Below are 19,962 nucleotides of genomic sequence, written 5' to 3' on the forward strand. Positions count from 1 at the left end.
CCAGGGTCGTTTTCGGAGCGAATGTTCAGGCGGTGAAGAGGCGTTCCGTCGGGGCGTTCAGCACATTCAGCATGCGCCCGGAGAAGAACACCGTTCCCAGGCTGAGCACATGCTCGCCGAGCCCGCTCAGGAACGCCGGCGTGACCTTGTCCTCCTCGACGACCGCCCAGTTCTCCGGCAGTGACCTGGTGAAACTGAAGTGAGGATCGGACAGTCGCACGAACGTGACCGGATACCCGGCGAGTTCGAGTACGGCCCCTTCCACGTCCTTGTGATCAGGCAGGCAGACCAGAACGTGGTCTATGTGATCCCAGTTCCGGCGCACCATCCTCAGGGCGGTGGCGACTCCGGCCCCGCTGATGGCGGAATCCATGTAGATCTCCGTCTTGCTGCCCGGAACAAAATGGCGCGAGAGCCGTCCCGGCAATTTCACGGATTCGAGTACCTGCCTGAGCTTCCCTGGATCCGGCAATTCTCGGCCGAGCAGAGAAAGCAGTCTGGCGGCGGCGGAACAACCCAGTTCGGCGTTCCATCGGCCGTACGAGGGAGGAAGGAGTTCGGACGGCAGAGTGCCGTCACGTGTGTCGAGGACGTCCACACGCAGGTTCGCCCGCTGGCTTACGAAATCCTGGATGGCTTCCTGAACGGCCGGCTGTTGTGGAAGCGACAGAACAGCCGCGGTCGTTCCGGAGATGACGCGGGCTTTCTCCTGGGCGATTTCCACGACGGTGTCGCCGAGCACGCCAACGTGTTCGGCGAAGATCTCCGTCATGGCCGCCACGTTCGGTGGGAAGAGCGACACTTCGTCTGACCCGCCGCCCATCCCGGCCTCAAGCACGAGGTAATCGGCTCCGGCCGCCTTCGCGTGCAGCACACCGGCAGCGGTGAACAGCCCCGCGGGCGCCAGATGACCGGGCAACTCGTCCCGGCCGGGCAACTGCTGGAGCCCACGGCTGATCCGCTCGCCGAGCGCTTCGAGTTCGGCCGCGGAGATCGCGGCTCCGTCGACCCGGATGCGCTCCCGGTTCGACCGCAGGCCAGGGCTCGTCACCGTGACCACGCGCGCGCCCGTCGCGGCGAGGAACGCGGACGCGTACGTCGCCGCAGTGCCCTTCCCCTTCGAGCCGACCACGGTGAGCACGGGCACACTCGCTCCCGTGAGGCCGATCAGGCGGTGCAGGCTTCGCGCCCGGTCGAGGCTGCGGCGGGAACCGCCCGGCCGGGACCGCCAGTCCGCGAAGAACGCCCTGTCAGAACTCACCGCGCGAGTCTATTCGCTCCGCAAATGCCCCCTTAATGTCCCCTGAGGTGCGTACCCAGCCCCTTCTGTGCCACTGACGGGACCCACTGCCCTCGGTATTAAGCTGACGCAGTGACAGCAGCGCAGGACATTCAGGCGGTCGAGGCCGCGATCCGGCTCCGCGGCGTCGAATGGGACCTCGATCCGACCCTCGACCGTATGGTCGGCCTGGTCGATCTCCTCGGCCGGCCGCAGGCGGCGTACCCCGTGATCCACATCGCCGGGACCAACGGCAAGTCGAGCACGGCCCGGATGGTCGAGGCGTTGCTGCGGGAACGGAGCCTCCGGGTGGGCCGCTACACCAGCCCCGAGTTCGCGTCCATGCGTGACCGCATCTGCGTCGACGGCGTCCCGCTGTCCGAGGAACGCTTCGTGGAGCTGTTCAACGAGCTGGAGCCGTACTTCGGGATCGTGGACGAGAAGTTCGGGCGGGTGAGCTTCTTCGAGGTGCTCACCACGATGGCGTTCGCGGCCTTCGCGGACGCGCCCGTGGACGTGGCTGTCGTCGAGACCGGCATGGGCGGCTCCTGGGACGCGACCAACGTCGCGGACGGCACGGTGGCCGTCATCACGCCCATCTCGCTGGACCACACCGACTACCTCGGTCCCGACGTGGAGACGATCTCGGGCGAGAAGGCGGGGATCATCAAGCCGGGGGCGACAGCCGTACTGGCGCAGCAGACCGTCGGCGCGGCGGAGGTGCTGCTGCGGCGGGCGGCCGAGGTGGGGGCGACCGTGGCGCGGGAAGGGCTGGAGTTCGGGGTCCTCCACCGCGAGCTGGCCGTGGGCGGCCAGCTGCTGCACCTGCGCGGGCTCAAGGGCGTCTACGAGGACGTCTTCCTCCCCCTGTACGGCGGCCACCAGGCCGGCAACGCCGCGACCGCCCTGGCCGCCGTGGAGGCCCTCACGGCGGGCGACGAACCCCTCGCGGACGACCTCGTACGGCAGGCCTTCGCCCAGGTGCGCAGCCCCGGCCGCCTGGAAGTGGTCCGTACGGGCCCGACCGTCATCGTGGACGCCGCGCACAACCCCGGCGGCATGGAGGCCTCCGTGGACGCCATCACGGAGGCGTTCGGGTTCAACCGGCTCATCGCCGTGGTCGCCGTGATGGCGGACAAGGACGTGGACACCATCCTGGAGCTGCTGGAACCCGTCGTCGAGGAGATCGTGGTCTCCCGGAACTCCTCGCCCCGGTCGATGGAGGCCGAGGAGCTGGCGGAGCGCGCGGAGAGCGTCTTCGGGCAGGACCGGGTCCACCTGGCGCCCCGGCTGGACGACGCCATCGACCTGGCGATCGGGCTCGCCGACCAGGACGAGTTCGGGTCGGGTGTGCTCATCACGGGTTCCGTGGTCACCGCGGGCGACGCCCGCGTTCTCCTGAAGGTCGGTTGAGCATGTTCGACGTCACTCCCGGCATGCGCCGTCTCGGCGCCACCGTGCTCGGCATGGAGGCGATCGTGGTCGCGCTGGCGACGCCGGTCGCCATCACGATCCAGAACGTGGAGCCCCGGCTGGCCGCCGGCGTCGGAATCGGCCTGGCGGTGCTCTGCGTGCTGGTCGCGGGCCTGCTCAGGTACCCCGCGGCCTTCATCGCCGGAACGGTGCTCCAGGTGCTGGCGATCGCGACGGGCTTCCTGGTCAGCACGATGTTCTTTCTCGGGGCAATCTTCGCGGCTCTATGGATAACGGCGATATTCGTCGCTCGCCGTGTCGAGGGCGCGACGAAGCGCTAAAGTCGGCCAGCATGGCCGTACCCCCCATTCAGCCGCTGCATCCTCCGCTGCACGTCGTGCGCGCGCCCGCGGCGGCCATCGTGGTCGACGTCCTGGTGGCGCTTCTGATCCTGGTGACGCTGCCGCTGGCGATCCTGGCGATCCCGAACACCATCTCCGTGGTGGCGGCGCTGCTGCCCCCGGACGTGTCGCAGATCGCGATGATGCGCGCCCACGGGCTGGCCCTGCCCGCCATGCTGCTCACCGTGCCGGCCGCGGCGCTGGCGGTGCGCCGGTTCCGGGCCGCGCCCGTGCTGGTCGCCGGGCTGACCGTGCTGGCCCTCGCGGACGCCGCCGGGGGTTTCGCCGGAGGGCCGGGAGCCGTGGGGGCCCTGCGGGTGCTGCACGGCGTCGGAGCGGGCCTGCTGGTCCCGGCGACGCTGGTGGCGGCGATGGAGCGGCCGTCCCGGCGGGTGCTGCTGCCCATCTGGGCGGGCGCGCTCGCGGTGAGCCTGCTGTCGGCGCAGGCGCTGGCGCTGTGGCCGCTGGACGCGGTGTCCTCGTGGCAGGTCACGCTCCAGCCGTACCCGCTGCTGACGGGGGTGGCGCTGGCGCTGGCGGCGGTGTTCCTGGTGCTGTGGATGCTGGGGGACCGGGAAGGCGCCGCACGGCACGAGCGGCTGTCGCCGACCGAGCGGACCAGGCTGGTCATGGCGGCGGTGCCGTCGGCGGGGATCGCGGTGCTCGCGGTGGGGACCACGTTCGACTGGCCGCCCGTCACGGTGATCGCGGTGGCGTCGGTGGCGGTGATCGCGATGCTGGGCCTGAGCTCGGTGGCCACCTTCGACGGGCCTGGCGGGCGGGCGCTGGCGTTCACCAACGTCGGGGTGGGGCTGGTCGTGCTGCCGACGGCGGCGCAGTTGACGTACGTGGAGCTGGGCGGCCTCGGCGGACCGGGACTGTCCGGGATGTGGGCGCCGTTCGGCGCGGCCGTCGTCGTGGCGCTGATGGGCGCGTACGGCGCGATGCGCGTGAGCGAGGAGAAGGCGGCCAGGCTGACCGCCGCGGGGCTGGTGACGGTCGTCGTGGGATTGTGCGCGATCCGGCTGCTCGTCCCCACCCTGGGCGGTTCGCTGCTGGTCGTGCCCTTCGTGCTGCTCGCCGGTGGGGCCGCCGTCGCGCTGGTCAGCGCGCTCCGGCTGGCGGGGCAGGTGGCCGCCCTGTTCGGGCTCTCCCTGCTGTTCCCGGCCGTGCTGGCCGGGTTCCTGCTCGGCACGGGCATCCAGGTGACCCGGCTGAGGGCGGTGAGCCTCTCGGGTGACGCCACCCGCCAGTCCCTGGTGGACGGGTTCGTGGGAGCCCTGCACCTGTGGGCGCTGATCGGCGGCTTCGTCGTCGTCCTCGTGCTGCTGCTGGCGTCGTTCCTGGCCCGGAGGTCGGCGTCGGCGTCGGCCCCGATGCCCGCCGCTCCCGAGGCGCCGGAGGAGCCTGGTGCGGTGGTGGTGCCCGCTCCGACGCCGTCCCCGGAGGACGCGGCCGACCAGCCGGGAAGTGACCGGTAAACTGCGCCTTGCGCGTGTGCGCGCCCCCGAATCTTCCTTCCGCGGCCGGCCCAGAGCGTGGCCGCGGATCGCATCGAAGGAGAAACCAGTGTCCGAGCGTACGCTTGTCCTGATCAAGCCGGACGGGGTCCGTCGCGGCCTCGTCGGCGACGTCATCGGCCGCATCGAGCGCAAGGGCCTCAAGATCGTGGCCATGGAGCTGCGCACCCTGGACGCCGACACGGCCAAGGCGCACTACGCGGAGCACTCCGAGCGCCCGTTCTTCGGCGAGCTGGTGGAGTTCATCACCTCCGCGCCCCTGGTCGCCCTGGTCGTCGAGGGCCCCCGCGCCGTCGAGGCGTTCCGCGCCCTGGCGGGCCTCACCGACCCGGTGAAGTCGGCTCCCGGCACGATCCGCGGCGACCACGCCCTGGAGATCGGCGAGAACGTGGTGCACGGCTCCGACTCGGTCGAGTCCTCCGCACGGGAGATCAAAATCTTCTTCCCCGACCGTTTCTAGTCGCGTCGGCCGGTTTCGGCCGGCAGGCGCGCGCGAAAGCCCCGGATTCCCGGGGCTTTTCGTATTTCCGCAGGTAGATGGGGATAAACGTGAAGATTCTGAGGGTCGGCGTGCTCGGTCTTGGGTACGACACGTTACGATTCGAATGCGATGCGTTATCACCTGCGGACCACCTGAAGGGGGGCCTCCTTCGCCATGGGCAGCAAGCTTGCGTTCCTCGGCCGTGACATGGCGGTCGATCTCGGCACGGCCAACACCCTGGTCTACGTGCGCGGGCGTGGCATCGTGCTCAACGAGCCGTCGGTAGTCGCGATCAACACCACCTCGGGCAAGATCGTCGCGGTTGGCATCGAGGCCAAACGCATGATCGGGCGCACGCCAGGCAACATCGTGGCGGTTCGCCCGCTCAAGGATGGTGTGATCGCCGACTTCGACGTCACTGAGCGCATGCTCCGCTATTTCATCCAACGCGTACACAAACGCCGCCATTTCGCCAAGCCGCGCATCATCGTCGCCGTCCCCAGCGGGATCACGAGCGTCGAGCAGCGCGCGGTCAAGGAGGCCGGATACCAGGCCGGCGCGCGGCGCGTCTACATCGTCGAGGAGCCGATGGCCGCGGCCATCGGCGCCAACCTGCCGGTGCACGAGCCCACGGGCAACATGGTCGTGGACATCGGCGGCGGCACCACCGAGGTCGCGATCATCTCGATGGGCGGCATCGTGACCAGCCAGTCCATCCGGGTCGGCGGCGACGAGCTGGATCAGGCGATCATCACCTTCGCCAAGAAGGAGTTCTCGCTGATGCTCGGCGAGCGCACCGCCGAGGAGGTCAAGATCGCGATCGGCTCGGCGTGCCTGCTGCCGGAGGAGTTCCAGGCCGAGGTTCGCGGCCGTGACCTGGTCAGCGGCCTGCCGAAGACGGTCGTGGTCTCCGCGGCCGACATCAGGAAGGCGATCGAGGAGCCGGTCAACGCGATCGTCGACGCGGTCAAGTCCACGCTGGACAAGTGCCCGCCGGAGCTGTCCGGCGACCTGATGGACCGGGGGCTCGCGCTGACCGGCGGCGGCGCGCTGCTGAAGGGCCTGGACGACCGCCTCCGCGACGAGACGGGCATGCCGGTCTACGTGGTCGACAACGCGCTCGACTCGGTCGCGCTCGGCTCCGGCCGCTGCGTGGAGGACTTCGACGCGCTCCAGCAGGTCCTGGTCCCCGAACCGAGGCACTGAGGCACAACGATGAAGGACACACGGCGGGCGCGGATCGTGATGGGCACGCTGCTGGCGACCGCGCTGGTGCTGATCACCGTGGATCACCGCAGCGGCAACAGCCCTGTGCTGGGGCCGGTCCGGGGGTTCACCGCCGGAGTGTTCGGCGCGGCCGAGCGGGCCACGGTCTCGGTGACCGAGCCCGTCGGTTCGTTCTTCAAATCGTTGGCGGGCGCGTCCAGCGCCCAGCGGCGGATCGACGAGCTGTCCAGGGAGAACGGCAGGCTGCGCGGCGAGCTGACCGCGCAGCGGCTGGACAAGCAGCGCTCGGCCCAGCTGGCCGGGATGCTGGGCCTGTCCGGGCGGGGCGGCTACCGCGTCGTCCCGGCGCAGGTGATCGCGCGCAGGTCGGCCCCCGGGTTCGAGGACGCGGTGGAGATCGACGCGGGCGCCAGGGACGGCATCCGCCGGGAGATGACGGTGCTCAACGCCCAGGGACTGGTCGGCCGGGTGGTGCAGGCGGCGGAGCACACCGCGACCGTCGTGCTGCTGTCGGACCCGGCCTCCTCGGCGGGGGCGCGGCTGGAGGGCGGCAACGAGCTCGGCGTGGTCAGCGGGCTGGGGGAGAACGGCAGCGACGGCCGGTTCATCCGGTTCCGGCTGCTGGACTCCTCGGCCCCGCTCACCGTGGGCCACCGCATCGTCAGTTTCGGCTCCCTGCGGGGCACGCCGTATGTCGCGGGGGTGCCGATCGGGGTGATCGAGCGGGTCGAGGCGACTCCCGGCGAGCTCACCCGCACGGCGTACGCGCGGCCGTTCGCCGATCTGACCTCGCTGGACGTGGTCGGCGTCGTGGTGCAGGGCCCGGCCCGGCCGCCGCGTGACTCCGTGCTGCCGGGTGGCCGGCCCGATCCCCAGCCGCGTCCGTCGCCGAAGCCGAGCAAGCCGAACGATCCGGCGGTCTGACATGGCGAGGAACCTGGGCACGATCGTGCTGCTCTTCTTCGCCCTGGTCCTGCAGGTGACGGTGGTCAACCGGCTGGGCTTCCCCGTGACGCCCGACCTGGTGCTGCTGGTGGTGATCGCGCTCGCCACGCTGCGCGGCCCGCTGGGCGGCGCGGTCATCGGCTTCCTGACCGGGCTCGCCGCCGACCTGGCTCCGCCCGCCGACCACGTGCTCGGGCAGTACGCGCTGGTCATGTGCGTGACCGGATACTTGGCCGGCCGGTGGGCGAACCGGGTGCCGATGCTGTCGGTGGCCGTGTGCGCGGCCGGCGCTCCGGCGCTGGCCGTGGGAGTCGGGTCGCTGCTGGGCGATCCGGGCGTGGACTGGAACACCTTCGTGTCGCTCTGGCCGGGTGCGGCGCTGTGCAACCTGCTGGCCGCGCCGATCGTGGTCTGGATCGTGCACCGCCTCTACCGGCCGGCCCGGCGCAGGGACGTCGTGGTGGTGGGAAGGAGGCGCTGGTGATCCGGATGCGAGCCCGGTTCGTGGTGCTGCACGTGACGGTGATGACGCTGCTGGTGGTCCTGGGCGTGCGGCTCTGGCAGATCCAGGTGGCGCGCGGTCCGGAGTTCCGGGTGGTGGCGACCGAGACCCGGACCAGGGTCGTCATGGTGCCGGCCATCCGCGGGCAGATCCTGGACTCCTCCGGGCGTCCGCTGGTGCGCAACCGCAGCGGGCTGGTGGTGTCCATCGACAGGACCAGGCTGGAGCGCATGCCGGACGGCGGGAAGGCCGTGCTGGCGAAGCTGGCGGCCGTGCTCAAGTCGACGCCGGAGACGCTGCGGGAGCGCATCCGCCCGTGCGGGCCCGGCGTGGCCCGGCCGTGTTTCCCCGGCTCGCCGTACCAGCCGATTCCGGTGGACGACGCGGTGACCACGCGGGAGGCGCTGCAGATCCTGGAGCGCCAGGAGGAGTTTCCCGGGGTGACGGCCGAGGTGCAGGCGGTGCGGGAGTACCCGGGCCGATCGCACGCGTCGCAGGTGCTCGGCTACCTGCAGCCGGTCACGGAGCACGAGCTGGAGAAGCGGGAAGGGCTGAAGGCCAGCTATTCGGGCGTCGACCTGGTCGGCAGGGACGGGCTGGAGTCGGTCTACGACGAGGCGCTGCGCGGCAAGCCGGGACTGCGCCGGGTCCAGGTCGACCGGCTGGGCAAGGTCATCGGGGTCGAGCAGCAGGTCTCCCCGGTCACCGGGGACACGCTCATCACCAGCATCGACGCGCGGGTGCAGGACATCGTGGAGAAGGCGCTGGCCGGGGCGATGAAGTCCGCGCCGCGCGCGGACGGCGCCGCCGGGGTGGTGCTGGACGTGCGCACCGGCCGGGTGATCGCGATGGCCAGCGTGCCCACCTACGACCCGTCGGTGTGGACGGGCGGCATCTCGGAGAACGAGTACCAGCGGCTGCTGTCGGACCAGTCCGGGCGTCCGCTGGTGTCGCGGGCGATCAAGGGCACCTTCGCGCCCGGCTCGACGTTCAAGGTCACCTCGGTGTCGGCGATGGTCAAGGACGGGTATCCGCTGCGCGGCACGTACGACTGCCCGGGCGCGTTCATGGTCGGCAGCCGGCCGTTCCACAACTTCCGGGGAATCGGGCTCGGCCCGATGAACCTGCACACCGCGCTGGTCAAGTCGTGCGACACGATCTTCTACCGGGCCGCGTACGAGATGTGGCTGCGCGACGGCGGCATGAAACCCAAGCCCAAGCCCAAGGACCCGATGGCCGCGATGTCCCGGGCGTACGGGTTCGGGGCCAAGACCGGGATCGACATCCCGGGGGAGTCGCCGGGCCGCATCCCGGACCGGTACTGGAAGAAGGAGCTGTGGGCGGCCACCCGCGCGCAGAACTGCGTGCGCGCCAAGAAGGGCTACCCCGAGGTCAAGGACTCGGCCAGGGCGGCGTTCCTGAAGCGGCTGGCGTACGAGAACTGCCTGGAGGGCTTCCAGTGGCGGGCGGGTGACGCGGCCAACTTCTCCATCGGGCAGGGCGACGTGCTGGTGACGCCGCTGCAACTGGCCAACGCGTACGCGGCGCTGGTCGGCGACGGGAGGCTGCGCAGCCCCAGGATCGCCTGGGCGCTGGTCCGGCCGGACGGCACCATGGTCAAGGAGATCAAGCCGCCGGTGGTCGGCCGCCTGCCGATCAGCGAGGAGACCCGGCAATACATCAAGGACGCGCTCAGCCAGGTGCCCTCGGACGGCACCGCCGCCGGCGCGTTCGGCGGCTGGCCGATGGACCTCGTCCGCATCGGCGGCAAGACCGGCACCGCCGAGGTGTACGGCAAGGCCGACACCTCCTGGTTCGCCTCCTTCGCCCCCACGTCGAAACCTCGCTACGTGGTCGTCGTCATGGTCTCCCAGGGCGGCATGGGCGGTTCCACCGCCGCCCCGGCCGTGCGCCAGATCTACGAGGGCATCTACGGGTTCGGCAAGGACCACGCGCCCGCCGCGCTCCCGGAACCACCCGCCCGGCCGCCCCGGATCAAGCCTGACGGCACGGTGAACCGATGAACCCCGCCACCACCGCGGCGGCGCCCCGCCGCAAGTCGCTGGCCAGCCGCGCGGTCGGCGAGGGCTCCGCGGTGCGCCGCATGGACGGCCCGCTGCTGGCCGCCGTGGCCGCGCTCTGCGTGATCGGCACACTGCTGGTCTGGTCCTCCACCAGGACCTGGGCCTCGGTGGAGCCGACCGGCCTGGTCAAGAAGCACGTGCTCAACCTGGGCATCGGCGCCGCCCTGCTGAGCGCGGTGGCGATGGCCGATCCGCGCCGGCTGCGGGCCTACGCGCCGGTGGCGTACGCGGCGGCCCTGATCGCGCTGGTGTTGGTGATCACGCCCGTCGGTTCCACGGTCAACGGCTCCCACTCGTGGATCATGCTCGGCGGCGGTTTCGCCGTGCAGCCGTCCGAGCTGGCCAAACCGGCGCTGGTCTTGCTGCTGGCGATGCTGCTGGCCGAGCCGGCCGAGGGCACCGACCGGCCGCGGACGCTGGACATGCTGCTCGGGCTGGCCGCGGCCGGGGTCACGATGGCGCTGGTCATGCTCCAGCCCGACCTGGGCACCACCATGGTCCTCACGGTGATCACCGCCGGGGTGCTGATCTTCTCCGGGGTGCGGAAGCGGTGGATCGTCGTCGTCATGGTGGCGGCGGGGCTGGCGGGCGGGTTCGTGTGGTCGCTCGGGCTGCTCCAGCCGTACCAGGTGGCGCGGTTCACGGCGTTCATCAACCCGGCCAGCGACCCGCGCGGCGTCGGCTACAACAGCACGCAGGCGCTCATCGCCATCGGCTCCGGCGAGATCTACGGCAAGGGCCTGTTCCAGGGCGGCCAGACCACCGGCCGGTTCGTGCCGGAGCAGCACACGGACTTCATCTTCACCGTGGCCGGGGAGGAGTTCGGCTTCCTGGGCGCGCTGACCGTGGTGGCGCTGCTCGGCGTGGTGCTGCTGCGCGGGCTGCGCATCGCCCGGCAGTGCGAGGACCGGTTCAGCGCGCTCGTCGCGGGCGGCATCGTCTGCTGGTTCGCGTTCCAGATGTTCATCAACGTGGGGATGACGATCGGCATCATGCCGATCACGGGACTGCCCTTGCCGTTCGTGTCGTACGGTGGCACGGCCACCTTCGCGAACATGATCGGGATCGGATTGTTGCAGGCCATCCACGTCAAGGAGCGCAGCTTCTCGGGGTGAGAGCCGTCCGCAGGATCCTGCGAACCGCTCTCACTGGCGCAGCCTCCGTCAAGCGAACAATCTGGGAACGTACCTTGAATGTGCGATGACCTAGATGACCTAGATGAAGCAGACGCTCACCCGCATAGACGGAGGAACGGTGACTCCGGACGACGAGGCGCAGGAGCGCGGGCGCGCTTTGGACCTGCTCCGAAAGGCATTTCCCGACTACCGGATCGTGTACGGCGGCGGCCGATGGGCGGCGGCCGCGGCCGGGAATCCGCCCACGGTGTGGTTCGCCCAGACGGCGGCCAGCCTGTGCGGCCAGCTCTTCCTCGCCCAGCTTCGCAACGGCGGCACGGTCGGCCCGTTCCGCGCGGAGAGCGACTCGCATATCACCCGGTGACCATTTCGTAACAGGTGCCGGGCTAGCGTGGTAGCGCCCCCTCTTGGAGAGTCCATGACCCAATCCGCCCGTGACCGTTCGGCCATCCAGTTCGCCGGCGCCATCCGGGACCGCACGCTCGCGGCCCTGGGTGAGGCGCCGTCGACCGCCGTCATCCATCAGATCGCCGAGGAGATCCACCTCAGCTCCCCCCACACCTCCCGGTTGAAATGTATGCGGCTGGCCAACGGGTGGACGGTGGAGGAGGCGATCGACCGGTTCCACCGCATGTGCGACCGGTTCCAGATCAAGCGCCGAGGCCTGACCGAACGCTCCTGGCGGGAGTGGGAGGCGGGCGCGCGGCCGGACCGCGAGTACACCGACCTGCTCTGCCGCCTGTTCGAGACCGGCCCGGTCCAGCTGGGCTTCGCCCGCGACTACACGCCCGAGGAGGCTCGCCGGGCGCAGCCGGGGGCGGGCGACCCGATCGCGGACGCCGCCGCCGAGGCCAGCGAGCACGCCGAGGAGGCCGAGACCAGCGAGCTCGGCTCCGGCGCGCTGGAACGGCTGCGCACCCAGGTGGTCTGGGTGGGCCGCCGGTACGTGTGGGAGTCGCCGCTGCCGCTGTTCGTGGAGATGCGCGCGTTGCAGGAGCAGACCAGGAAGGCGCTGGAACGCCGGATCCACCCGACCCAGGCGGGCGAGCTGTACTTCCTCACCGGCGCGCTGTGCGGGCTGATGGCCAACGCCAGCATGGACATGGGCCGCCGGGTGCCGGCCGACACGCTGGCCAGGGCCGCCTGGACGTACGGCCGGATCTCCGGGCATCCCTCGCTGATGGGCTGGGCCCGGGGCATGCAGGCCTCGGTCGCGCTCTGGGACCGCCGCTACGAGGACGCGGCCAGGTACGCGGGCGACGCGCTCACCCACCTGTCCACCGGCAGCGGCGGGGCCCGGCTGCACATGCTCAGGGCGCGGGCCAGCGCGATGCTGGGCCGCTCCGCGGAGGCCAGGGAGGAACTGCTCAAGGCCGCCGAGGCCCGCGCGTCGGGCGGCCACGACGAGCTGCACGACGAGATCGCGGGGGAGTTCGCGTTCCGTCCCGCCAAGGAGCACTACTACGCGGCCGTCACCCACCTGCACCTGGGCCAGGCGCCGAAGGCGATCGACGAGGCCAGGGAGGCCATCCGGCTCTACTCGGCCGACGAGCGGGAGAACCGCTCCTACGGGTGCGAGGCGATGGCCAGGGCCCATCTCGCCATCGCGTACGTGCTGGAGGACGACCAGGACGGCGCGGAGCAGGCCGTGGCCCCGCTGCTGGAGCTGCCGCCGGAGCGGCGGATCGACAGCCTGGGCGCGACGCTGTCGGCCAGCCGGTCGCTGGTGTCGGACCGCATGGCCCGCCAGATCGAGGGCTTCTGCTCGGTCGGCCTGGCGCAGACCCGCGACCTGACCTTCGATCCTCCGGCGAGGCAGCTGAACACATGACCGCTCCCACCGTCGCCGGCGTGCCCGCGGCGCTCGCGCAAGCCTGCCGTGCGGCGGGTCTGAACCCGGCGGGCGCGCGCCTGCTGCGCAGCTTCGCCAACGTCGTCTACCTGCTCCCGGCCGAGGCCGTCGTGGTACGGCTGTCCGACGCCAACACCCTCGGCAAGTACGACCGCCTGGTCACCTCGCTCAAGGTCACCCGCTGGCTGGTCGAGCAGGGTTTCCCCGCCACCATGCCGCTCGACGTCAAGCAGCCGCTGGCCGTCGACGGCGCGCTGGCCACGTTCTGGCACTACGAGGAGCACGCCGGCCCGCCCCCGGACCCGGCGCCGCTCGGCCTGATGCTCCGGCGGCTGCACTCGCTGCCGCCGGTGCCGTTCGACCTGCCGACCTTCGACCCCTTCGGCACGATCCGGCGGGCCATCGCGGCCAGCCAGGCGATCGACGAGGAGGAACGCGAGTGGCTGACCGAACGGTGCTCGGCGCTCTCCGACGACTACTACGAGCGGCTGGAGTTCGCTCTGCCGTACGGACTGGTGCACGGTGACGCGCACCGGGGCAACCTGCTCCGTACACCTGAGGGGCTGCTGCTGTGCGACTGGGACTCGGTGAGCGCCGGGCCTCGCGAGATCGACCTGGTGCCCACCCTGGTGGGGGCCAGGTTCGGGCTGACCGAGGCCGAACGGGACGGATTCGTCGAGGCGTACGGCTACGACGCCAGGAACTGGGCCGGGTACGGCGTGCTCCGCGACACCCGGGAACTCCAGACGCTGACGGCCGTGCTGCGGAACGCGCACCGGGATCCGGGGTCGCGGGCGGAGCTGCGGTTCCGGCTGGCTTCGCTGCGGGCGGGTGACAACCGTACCTGGCACGCCTTCTGATGCGGATACCCTTGAAGGCATGTCTGTCGAGTCCCTGTTTCCCCGCCTGGAACCGCTGCTGCCCAAGGTGCAGAAGCCGATCCAGTATGTGGGGGGTGAGCTGAACTCGACCGTCAAGGACTGGGACGAGGCCACGGTCCGCTGGGCGCTGATGTATCCGGACGCCTACGAGGTCGGCCTCCCCAACCAGGGCGTGCAGATTCTGTACGAGATCCTCAACGAGCTCCCGGACACCATGGCGGAGCGCACCTACGCGGTGTGGCCCGACCTGGAGGCGCTGATGCGCGCCGAGGGCGTGCCCCAGTTCACCGTGGACGCGCACCGCCCGGTGCGCGCCTTCGACGTGTTCGGGGTGTCGTTCTCCACCGAACTCGGCTACACCAACCTGCTGACCGCGCTCGACCTGGCGGGGATCCCGCTGCACGCGGTCGATCGGACCGACGACGATCCGATCGTGCTGGCCGGTGGGCACGCCGCGTTCAACCCGGAGCCGATCGCCGACTTCCTCGACGCCGCCGTGCTCGGCGACGGCGAGCAGATCGCGATCGCCATCTCCGAGGTGGTCCGGGAGTGGAAGGCCGAGGGCGAGCCGGGCGGCCGGGACGGCGTGCTGCTGCGCCTGGCCGAGACCGGCGGGGTGTACGTGCCCAAGTTCTACGACGTCGAGTACCTGGCGGACGGCCGGATCAAGCGGGTCGTGCCCAACCGCGCCGGGGTTCCCTCGCGGGTGTTCAAGCACACCGTGATGGATCTGGACGAGTGGCCGTACCCGAAGAAGCCGCTGGTGCCGCTGGCCGAGACCGTGCACGAGCGGTTCAGCGTGGAGATCTTCCGCGGCTGCACCCGGGGCTGCCGGTTCTGCCAGGCGGGCATGATCACCCGTCCGGTCCGGGAGCGGTCGATCACGGTGATCGGCGACATGGTGGCCAACGGGATCAAGGAGTCCGGCTTCAACGAGGTCGGCCTGCTCTCGCTGTCCAGCGCCGACCACTCCGAGATCGCCGAGGTGGCCAAGGGCCTCGCCGACCGGTACGAGGGCACCAACACCTCCTTGTCGCTGCCGTCCACCCGGGTCGACGCGTTCAACATCGACCTGGCCAACGAGTTCTCCCGCAACGGACGGCGGTCCGGCCTGACCTTCGCGCCCGAGGGCGGGTCCGAGCGCATGCGCAAGGTGATCAACAAGATGGTCACCGAGGAGGATCTGATCCGCACCGTCACCACCGCGTACACGCAGGGGTGGCGGCAGGTGAAGCTGTATTTCATGTGCGGCCTGCCCACCGAGGAGGACATCGACGTCCTCGGCATCGCCGACCTGGCCAAGAAGGTCATCAAGGCCGGTCGCGAGGCCACGGGCTCCCGGGACATCCGCTGCACGGTCTCCATCGGCGGATTCGTGCCCAAGCCGCACACCCCGTTCCAGTGGGCCGCCCAGTGCGACCACGAGACGGTGGACCGCCGCCTCCGCGAACTCCGCAACAGCCTGCGCAACGACAAGCAGTACGGCAAGGCCATCGGATTCCGCTACCACGACGGCAAGCCGTCCATCGTGGAGGGCCTGCTGTCCAGGGGCGACCGCCGGGTCGGCGCGGTGATCGAGGCCGTGTGGGCGGACGGCGGCCGCTTCGACGGCTGGAGCGAGCACTTCTCCTATGAACGCTGGATGAAGTGCGCCGCCCAGGTCGGGGTGGACGTGGACTGGTTCACCACCCGCGAGCGCGAGGAGCACGAGGTCCTGCCGTGGGACCACCTGGACGCCGGCCTGGACCGGGAGTGGCTCTGGCAGGACTGGCAGGACGCCGTCAACGACGTCGAGGTCGAGGACTGCCGCTGGACGCCGTGTTACGACTGCGGCGTCTGCCCCACCATGGGGACCGAGATTCAGATCGGTCCCACCGGGCGGAAGCTGCTGCCGCTTACCGTCGTGTGAACGACAGGTGGGAGCGGCATATGCTGGGAGAAGAATTTCTGACCAGAAGAACATTGAAAGAACACCGATAACAGGACAAGACGAGACCGGAAGGACGACGGAACACTGAAACCCGTTCCCGATGGGCCCCCGCCCGCGCCCGTGGTGCAGCGCCTTCGTGTGCGTTACGCCAAGCGCGGACGGTTGCGCTTCACCAGCCACCGCGACATCTCCCGCGCGCTCGAACGAGCGGTGCGGCGAGCCGGTATCCCGGTGGCGTACAGCGCGGGGTTCAGTCCACATCCGAAGATCTCTTACGCCGGAGCCGCCCCGACCGGGGTGGCGAGCGAGGCCGAGTACCTGGAGATCGGGGTGAGCCGCGCGTGCGATCCGCAGCGGCTGCGCGCCGACCTGGACTCCTCGCTTCCGCCGGGCTTGGACGTGCTCGACGTGGTCGAAGCACACGCGGGGAGCCTGGCAGACCGGCTGGAGGGGTCGATGTGGGAGGTGCGGCTGACCGGGGTGGACCCGGGCGAGGCCGCATCGGCGGTGGCGGCGTTTCTGGCCGCGCCGAGTGTGGAAGTGGAGCGCCTGACCAAGAAGGGGATGCGTGCGTTCGACGCGCGCCAGGCGGTCCAAACCCTCACCGTGGCGGCTGCCGCGGATGGAACGGCAGGTCAGGAGCCGTTTCCTTCGTGTGTCATACTTCGCATGGTTGTTCGGCACGAAACTCCTGCCGTTCGGCCCGATGACGTGCTCATGGGTTTGCGTCTCGTGGCAGGCTTCGCGCCGCCGTCACCCCCCGCGGTGACCAGGCTGGCGCAGGGGCCGCTCGACGCGATGACCGGTGAGCCCGCCGATCCGCTCGAACTCGACCGGGTTGGTGGAGACCTATAGGACTTGCCGCCGCGGCCCCGTGAGGAGGCCAGGCGGACCGCGAGAGACGAATGCTCCCGCGCGGCGCGGAAACGTGCCCGGGAGCTGACGGGAGAGCGCCCGCATGCTCGACAACGAGCCAACTGTCGGCGATACGACAACAGAACAGAACAACACGACTACCGAGCGAACCGAGGCCCCGGTGCGCCGCCGGGCCAGCCGCCCGGCGGGCCCGCCGCCCGAGCCTGACGACATCCCGTCGGCTCCGGCGATCCAGGCCGCCGCCGCCCAGGCACTCGCGGGCACGGCGGTCGCGGAAAAACCGAAGAGGACGCGCACCAGGCGGACGGCGGAGCCGGTCGCCGTCGAGGTGACCCCCGAGACGGCGGTCACGGAAACCGCTGCCCCCGAAGCGGCCGAGGTCGCCGAGAAGCCCAAGCGGGCCACCCGGCGCAGGACGAAGGCCGCGGACGTCACGCCGGACGACACCACGAGCGCCGAGAAGGCCGCTGAGAATGCCGTCGGCGCCGCCCTGGAGGCCGCTCCCGGCGCGGCCGAGGAGCCGGTGAAGCCGGCTCGGCGTACCCGCACCCGCAAGAAGGCCGAACCGGTCGCGGAGACCACCGAGGTCGGCGAGACGGCTGAGGCCGCTGAGGTCGCTGAGACCACCGCGACCCCCGAGCCCGCGATCGAGGAGGCCCCGGTCAAGCGCCGGCGCACCCGCAAGAAGGACGACGTCGCGGAGCACCGTACGGAACGATCCAGCGCGATGAGCGCCGCGGAGGCCGAGGTGGCCGCCGCGATGATGTTCGCCCTGCCCGCCGAGGAGCCGCTGGACGACGAGCCCGCCGGGGAGGACCTGGACGAGGAGCCGTCCCCGCAGGCGCGGGTGGTGGCCGACCCGTTCGGGCTGTCGGCCATTCGCCAGCCGGACGTGCCGTCGGTGACCTTCCAGGCGCCCGCCGCCGTGTTCCAGCCGCTGTTCCAGGCGCCTGACCCGTTCGCGGCCGTACAGGTGCCGGTGAAGCAGGCGCCGGTGAAGCCGGAAGAGCCGGTGGAGGAGCCGGAGCCGGCGACCGCCGAGGCGGAGGAGGCCGAGGAGAGCGACGAGGAGGCCGGCGAGGACGGTTCCCGCCGCCGGCGTCGCCGCAGGGGCGGCCGGGGCCGGGGCAGGGCCCGCGACACCGACGAGCAGGGCGAGGACGAGAGCGCCGAGGAGGAGCCCGGCGAGGAGGAGGACGCGCAGGCCGCGTCCGCCGACGAGGAGGGCGAGACCACGGGTTCCCGGCGTCGCCGCAGGCGGCGCAGGCGCGGCACCGACGACGCCGAGCCGATCAGCGACGACCCGCCGAACACGGTGGTCAGGATCCGCGCGCCGCGCGCCGGCCGGACCGCCGTGGCCACCACCACGTCCGTGGACGAGGTGCAGGGCTTCCGCGGCTCCACCCGCCTGGAGGCGAAGAAGCAGCGCCGCCGCGAGGGCCGCGAGATGGGCCGCCGCCGCCCGCCGATCATCACCGAGTCGGAGTTCCTGGCCCGGCGTGAGGCCGTCGAGCGGGTCATGGTGGTCCGCAGGCACGGCGGCCGTACCCAGATCGCCGTGCTGGAGGACGGCGTGCTGGTCGAGCACTACGTGGACCGCGAGTCCAGCCAGTCGTACGTCGGGAACGTGTACCTGGGCAAGGTGCAGAACGTGCTGCCGTCGATGGAGGCGGCGTTCGTGGACATCGGCAAGGGCCGCAACGCGGTGCTGTACGCCGGTGAGGTGAACTTCGACACCGCCGGTCTGGAGGGCCAGCCGCGCCGGATCGAGGCCGCGCTCAAGTCCGGCCAGCCGGTGCTCGTGCAGGTCACCAAGGACCCCATGGGCCACAAGGGCGCCCGCCTGACCTCGCAGATCAGCCTGCCCGGCAGGTACCTGGTCTACGTGCCGGACGGTTCCATGACCGGCATCTCGCGCAAGCTCCCGGACAAGGAGCGCACCCGCCTCAAGCAGATCCTGCGCAAGGTGATGCCGGAGAACGCGGGCGTGATCGTGCGGACCGCCGCCGAGGGCGCCTCCGAGGACGAGCTGTCCAGGGACGTGGCGCGGCTGTCGGCGCAGTGGGAGGCGATCCAGCGCAAGGCCAAGTCGGCCAGCCCGCCCGAGCTGCTGTCGGGTGAGCCCGACCTGACCGTGCGCGTGGTCCGGGACGTGTTCAACGAGGACTTCGCGTCGCTGGTCGTCTCCGGCGACGAGGTCTGGTCGGACGTGGAGGACTACGTCAGCCACGTCGCCCCGCACCTGGCCGAGCGGCTGTCCCGGTGGGACGAGCCGGGCGACGTGTTCGCCGCCTACCGGGTGGACGAGCAGATCGCCAAGGCGATGGAGCGCAAGGTCTGGCTGCCCTCCGGCGGCTCGCTGGTGATCGACAGGACCGAGGCGATGACCGTCGTCGACGTCAACACCGGCAAGTTCACCGGCCACGGCGGCAACCTGGAGGAGACCGTCACCAGGAACAACCTGGAGGCGGCCGAGGAGATCGTGCGCCAGCTGCGGCTGCGCGACGTCGGCGGCATCATCGTCATCGACTTCATCGACATGGTGCTGGAGAGCAACCGCGACCTGGTGCTGCGGCGGCTGCTGGAGTGCCTGGCCCGGGACCGGACCAAGCACCAGGTGGCCGAGGTCACCTCGCTGGGCCTGGTGCAGATGACCCGCAAGCGGGTCGGCCAGGGCCTGCTGGAGGCGTTCTCCACGCCCTGCGACTGCTGCCACGGCCGCGGCCTGATCGTCTCCACCGAGCCGGTCGAGGCCAAGCCGGAGCCGCGGGGCACGCAGGGCAAGATGGCCATCGAGAAGGCGGTCGCGGAGAAGCTCGGCGACGGCGCGGCCGTGGTGGCCGCCGACGACGGCCGGGAGAGCGTCACCGACAGCTTCGACGAGGGGCAGCCGAGGGGGCGGCGACGCTCCCGGCGGTCCAGATCGGCGGACTGAGACAGACTTCCTAGCTCCGGTGTTCCGCCCGGTTCGACCTCGGTCCCGATAATCCGGTACCCTAGTCAATCGGTGCGCCTGGTGGCGTGCCTGGCTTCGCGCGCTCCCCTGGTCCGCCGGCAATACGTATCCAGCGATCGGGTGTCGAGGCGCAGCATCCAGCAGACAAGAAGGGTTTCCGCGGTGTACGCGATCGTTCGTTGCGGCGGCAGGCAGCAGAAGGTCTCCGTGGGAGACGTCATCGAGGTGGACACGGTCGCCGGTGAGATCGGTTCCACGTTTGCGCTGCCGGCGATTCTCGTCGTCAACGACGGCGATGTCACCACCGACCCGGCCGCTCTCGGCAAGTTCCAGGTGACCGCCGAGATTCTCGGCGAGACCAAGGGTCCGAAGATCCGCATTCTCAAGTACAAGAACAAGACCGGTTACAAGAAGCGCCAGGGCCACCGCCAGCGGTACACCCAGGTGAAGGTCACCGGCATCAACCCTGGGAAGTAGGC

General features: G+C 70.8%; 17 protein-coding genes. 16 read left to right on the forward strand and 1 reads right to left on the reverse strand.

Annotated features, from left to right (window positions below; translation table 11 throughout):
• Positions 1-25: 25 nt before the first annotated feature.
• On the reverse strand, positions 26-1,147 hold the full coding sequence (locus Aph01nite_RS31390; RefSeq protein ID WP_239162123.1) for a folylpolyglutamate synthase/dihydrofolate synthase family protein: 1,122 nt from the start codon (positions 1,145-1,147) through the stop codon (positions 26-28).
• 225 nt (positions 1,148-1,372) lie between these two features.
• On the opposite strand from Aph01nite_RS31390, the gene Aph01nite_RS31395 reads away from it, so the two are divergent.
• The 16 genes from Aph01nite_RS31395 (at position 1,373) to rplU (ending at position 19,960) form a co-directional block, all read left to right on the forward strand.
• On the forward strand, positions 1,373-2,692 hold the full coding sequence (locus Aph01nite_RS31395; RefSeq protein WP_373872349.1) for a bifunctional folylpolyglutamate synthase/dihydrofolate synthase: 1,320 nt from the start codon (positions 1,373-1,375) through the stop codon (positions 2,690-2,692).
• 2 nt (positions 2,693-2,694) lie between these two features.
• Positions 2,695-3,033 (forward strand): DUF4233 domain-containing protein, encoded by a 339-nt coding sequence (locus Aph01nite_RS31400; protein WP_204044660.1) that lies wholly within the window; start codon positions 2,695-2,697, stop codon positions 3,031-3,033.
• Between the two features lie 11 nt (positions 3,034-3,044).
• Positions 3,045-4,574, forward strand: a complete 1,530-nt coding sequence (locus Aph01nite_RS31405) for a lysophospholipid acyltransferase family protein (protein WP_204044661.1) — start codon at positions 3,045-3,047, stop codon at positions 4,572-4,574.
• An 88-nt stretch (positions 4,575-4,662) separates the two neighbouring features.
• Entirely contained in the window at positions 4,663-5,073 is a 411-nt protein-coding gene (gene ndk, locus Aph01nite_RS31410) for a nucleoside-diphosphate kinase (RefSeq protein ID WP_204044662.1), read from the forward strand.
• A 195-nt stretch (positions 5,074-5,268) separates the two neighbouring features.
• Complete coding sequence (locus Aph01nite_RS31415) at positions 5,269-6,300, forward strand: rod shape-determining protein (RefSeq protein ID WP_204044663.1); 1,032 nt, start codon at positions 5,269-5,271, stop codon at positions 6,298-6,300.
• Positions 6,301-6,309: 9 nt separating this feature from the next.
• Positions 6,310-7,245: a rod shape-determining protein MreC gene (gene mreC, locus Aph01nite_RS31420; protein WP_204044664.1), complete on the forward strand. Its 936-nt coding sequence runs from the start codon at positions 6,310-6,312 to the stop codon at positions 7,243-7,245.
• 1 nt (position 7,246) lies between these two features.
• The gene (mreD, locus tag Aph01nite_RS31425) at positions 7,247-7,750 is read left to right on the forward strand and encodes a rod shape-determining protein MreD (protein ID WP_204044665.1); all 504 of its coding nucleotides are present in this window, start codon (positions 7,247-7,249) and stop codon (positions 7,748-7,750) included.
• 5 nt (positions 7,751-7,755) lie between these two features.
• Positions 7,756-9,792, forward strand: coding sequence for a penicillin-binding protein 2 (mrdA, locus tag Aph01nite_RS31430; protein WP_204044691.1), 2,037 nt, complete (start codon positions 7,756-7,758; stop codon positions 9,790-9,792).
• Positions 9,789-10,967, forward strand: coding sequence for a rod shape-determining protein RodA (gene rodA / locus Aph01nite_RS31435; protein ID WP_204044666.1), 1,179 nt, complete (start codon positions 9,789-9,791; stop codon positions 10,965-10,967). The genes mrdA and rodA overlap by 4 nt, the downstream gene beginning before the upstream one ends.
• 139 nt (positions 10,968-11,106) lie before the next feature.
• Positions 11,107-11,352 carry a hypothetical protein gene (locus Aph01nite_RS31440; RefSeq protein WP_204044667.1) on the forward strand — a complete coding sequence of 82 codons (246 nt, stop codon included), beginning with the start codon at positions 11,107-11,109 and terminating at the stop codon, positions 11,350-11,352.
• Positions 11,353-11,406: 54 nt separating this feature from the next.
• Positions 11,407-12,819, forward strand: coding sequence for an NsdA family TPR-like regulatory protein (locus Aph01nite_RS31445; protein WP_204044668.1), 1,413 nt, complete (start codon positions 11,407-11,409; stop codon positions 12,817-12,819).
• Complete coding sequence (locus Aph01nite_RS31450) at positions 12,816-13,700, forward strand: phosphotransferase family protein (RefSeq protein WP_204044669.1); 885 nt, start codon at positions 12,816-12,818, stop codon at positions 13,698-13,700. Before Aph01nite_RS31445 ends, Aph01nite_RS31450 begins: the two co-directional genes overlap by 4 nt.
• A gap of 19 nt (positions 13,701-13,719) precedes the next feature.
• Positions 13,720-15,630, forward strand: a complete 1,911-nt coding sequence (locus Aph01nite_RS31455) for a TIGR03960 family B12-binding radical SAM protein (protein WP_204044670.1) — start codon at positions 13,720-13,722, stop codon at positions 15,628-15,630.
• 159 nt (positions 15,631-15,789) lie between these two features.
• Complete coding sequence (locus Aph01nite_RS31460; RefSeq protein ID WP_204044671.1) at positions 15,790-16,506, forward strand: TIGR03936 family radical SAM-associated protein; 717 nt, start codon at positions 15,790-15,792, stop codon at positions 16,504-16,506.
• Positions 16,507-16,609: 103 nt separating this feature from the next.
• Complete coding sequence (locus tag Aph01nite_RS31465) at positions 16,610-19,462, forward strand: Rne/Rng family ribonuclease (protein ID WP_204044672.1); 2,853 nt, start codon at positions 16,610-16,612, stop codon at positions 19,460-19,462.
• A 183-nt stretch (positions 19,463-19,645) separates the two neighbouring features.
• Complete coding sequence (rplU, locus tag Aph01nite_RS31470; RefSeq protein ID WP_204044692.1) at positions 19,646-19,960, forward strand: 50S ribosomal protein L21; 315 nt, start codon at positions 19,646-19,648, stop codon at positions 19,958-19,960.
• Positions 19,961-19,962: the final 2 nt, after the last annotated feature.

It is taken from the genome of Acrocarpospora phusangensis (assembly GCF_016862995.1).
Lineage (GTDB): Bacteria > Actinomycetota > Actinomycetes > Streptosporangiales > Streptosporangiaceae > Acrocarpospora > Acrocarpospora phusangensis.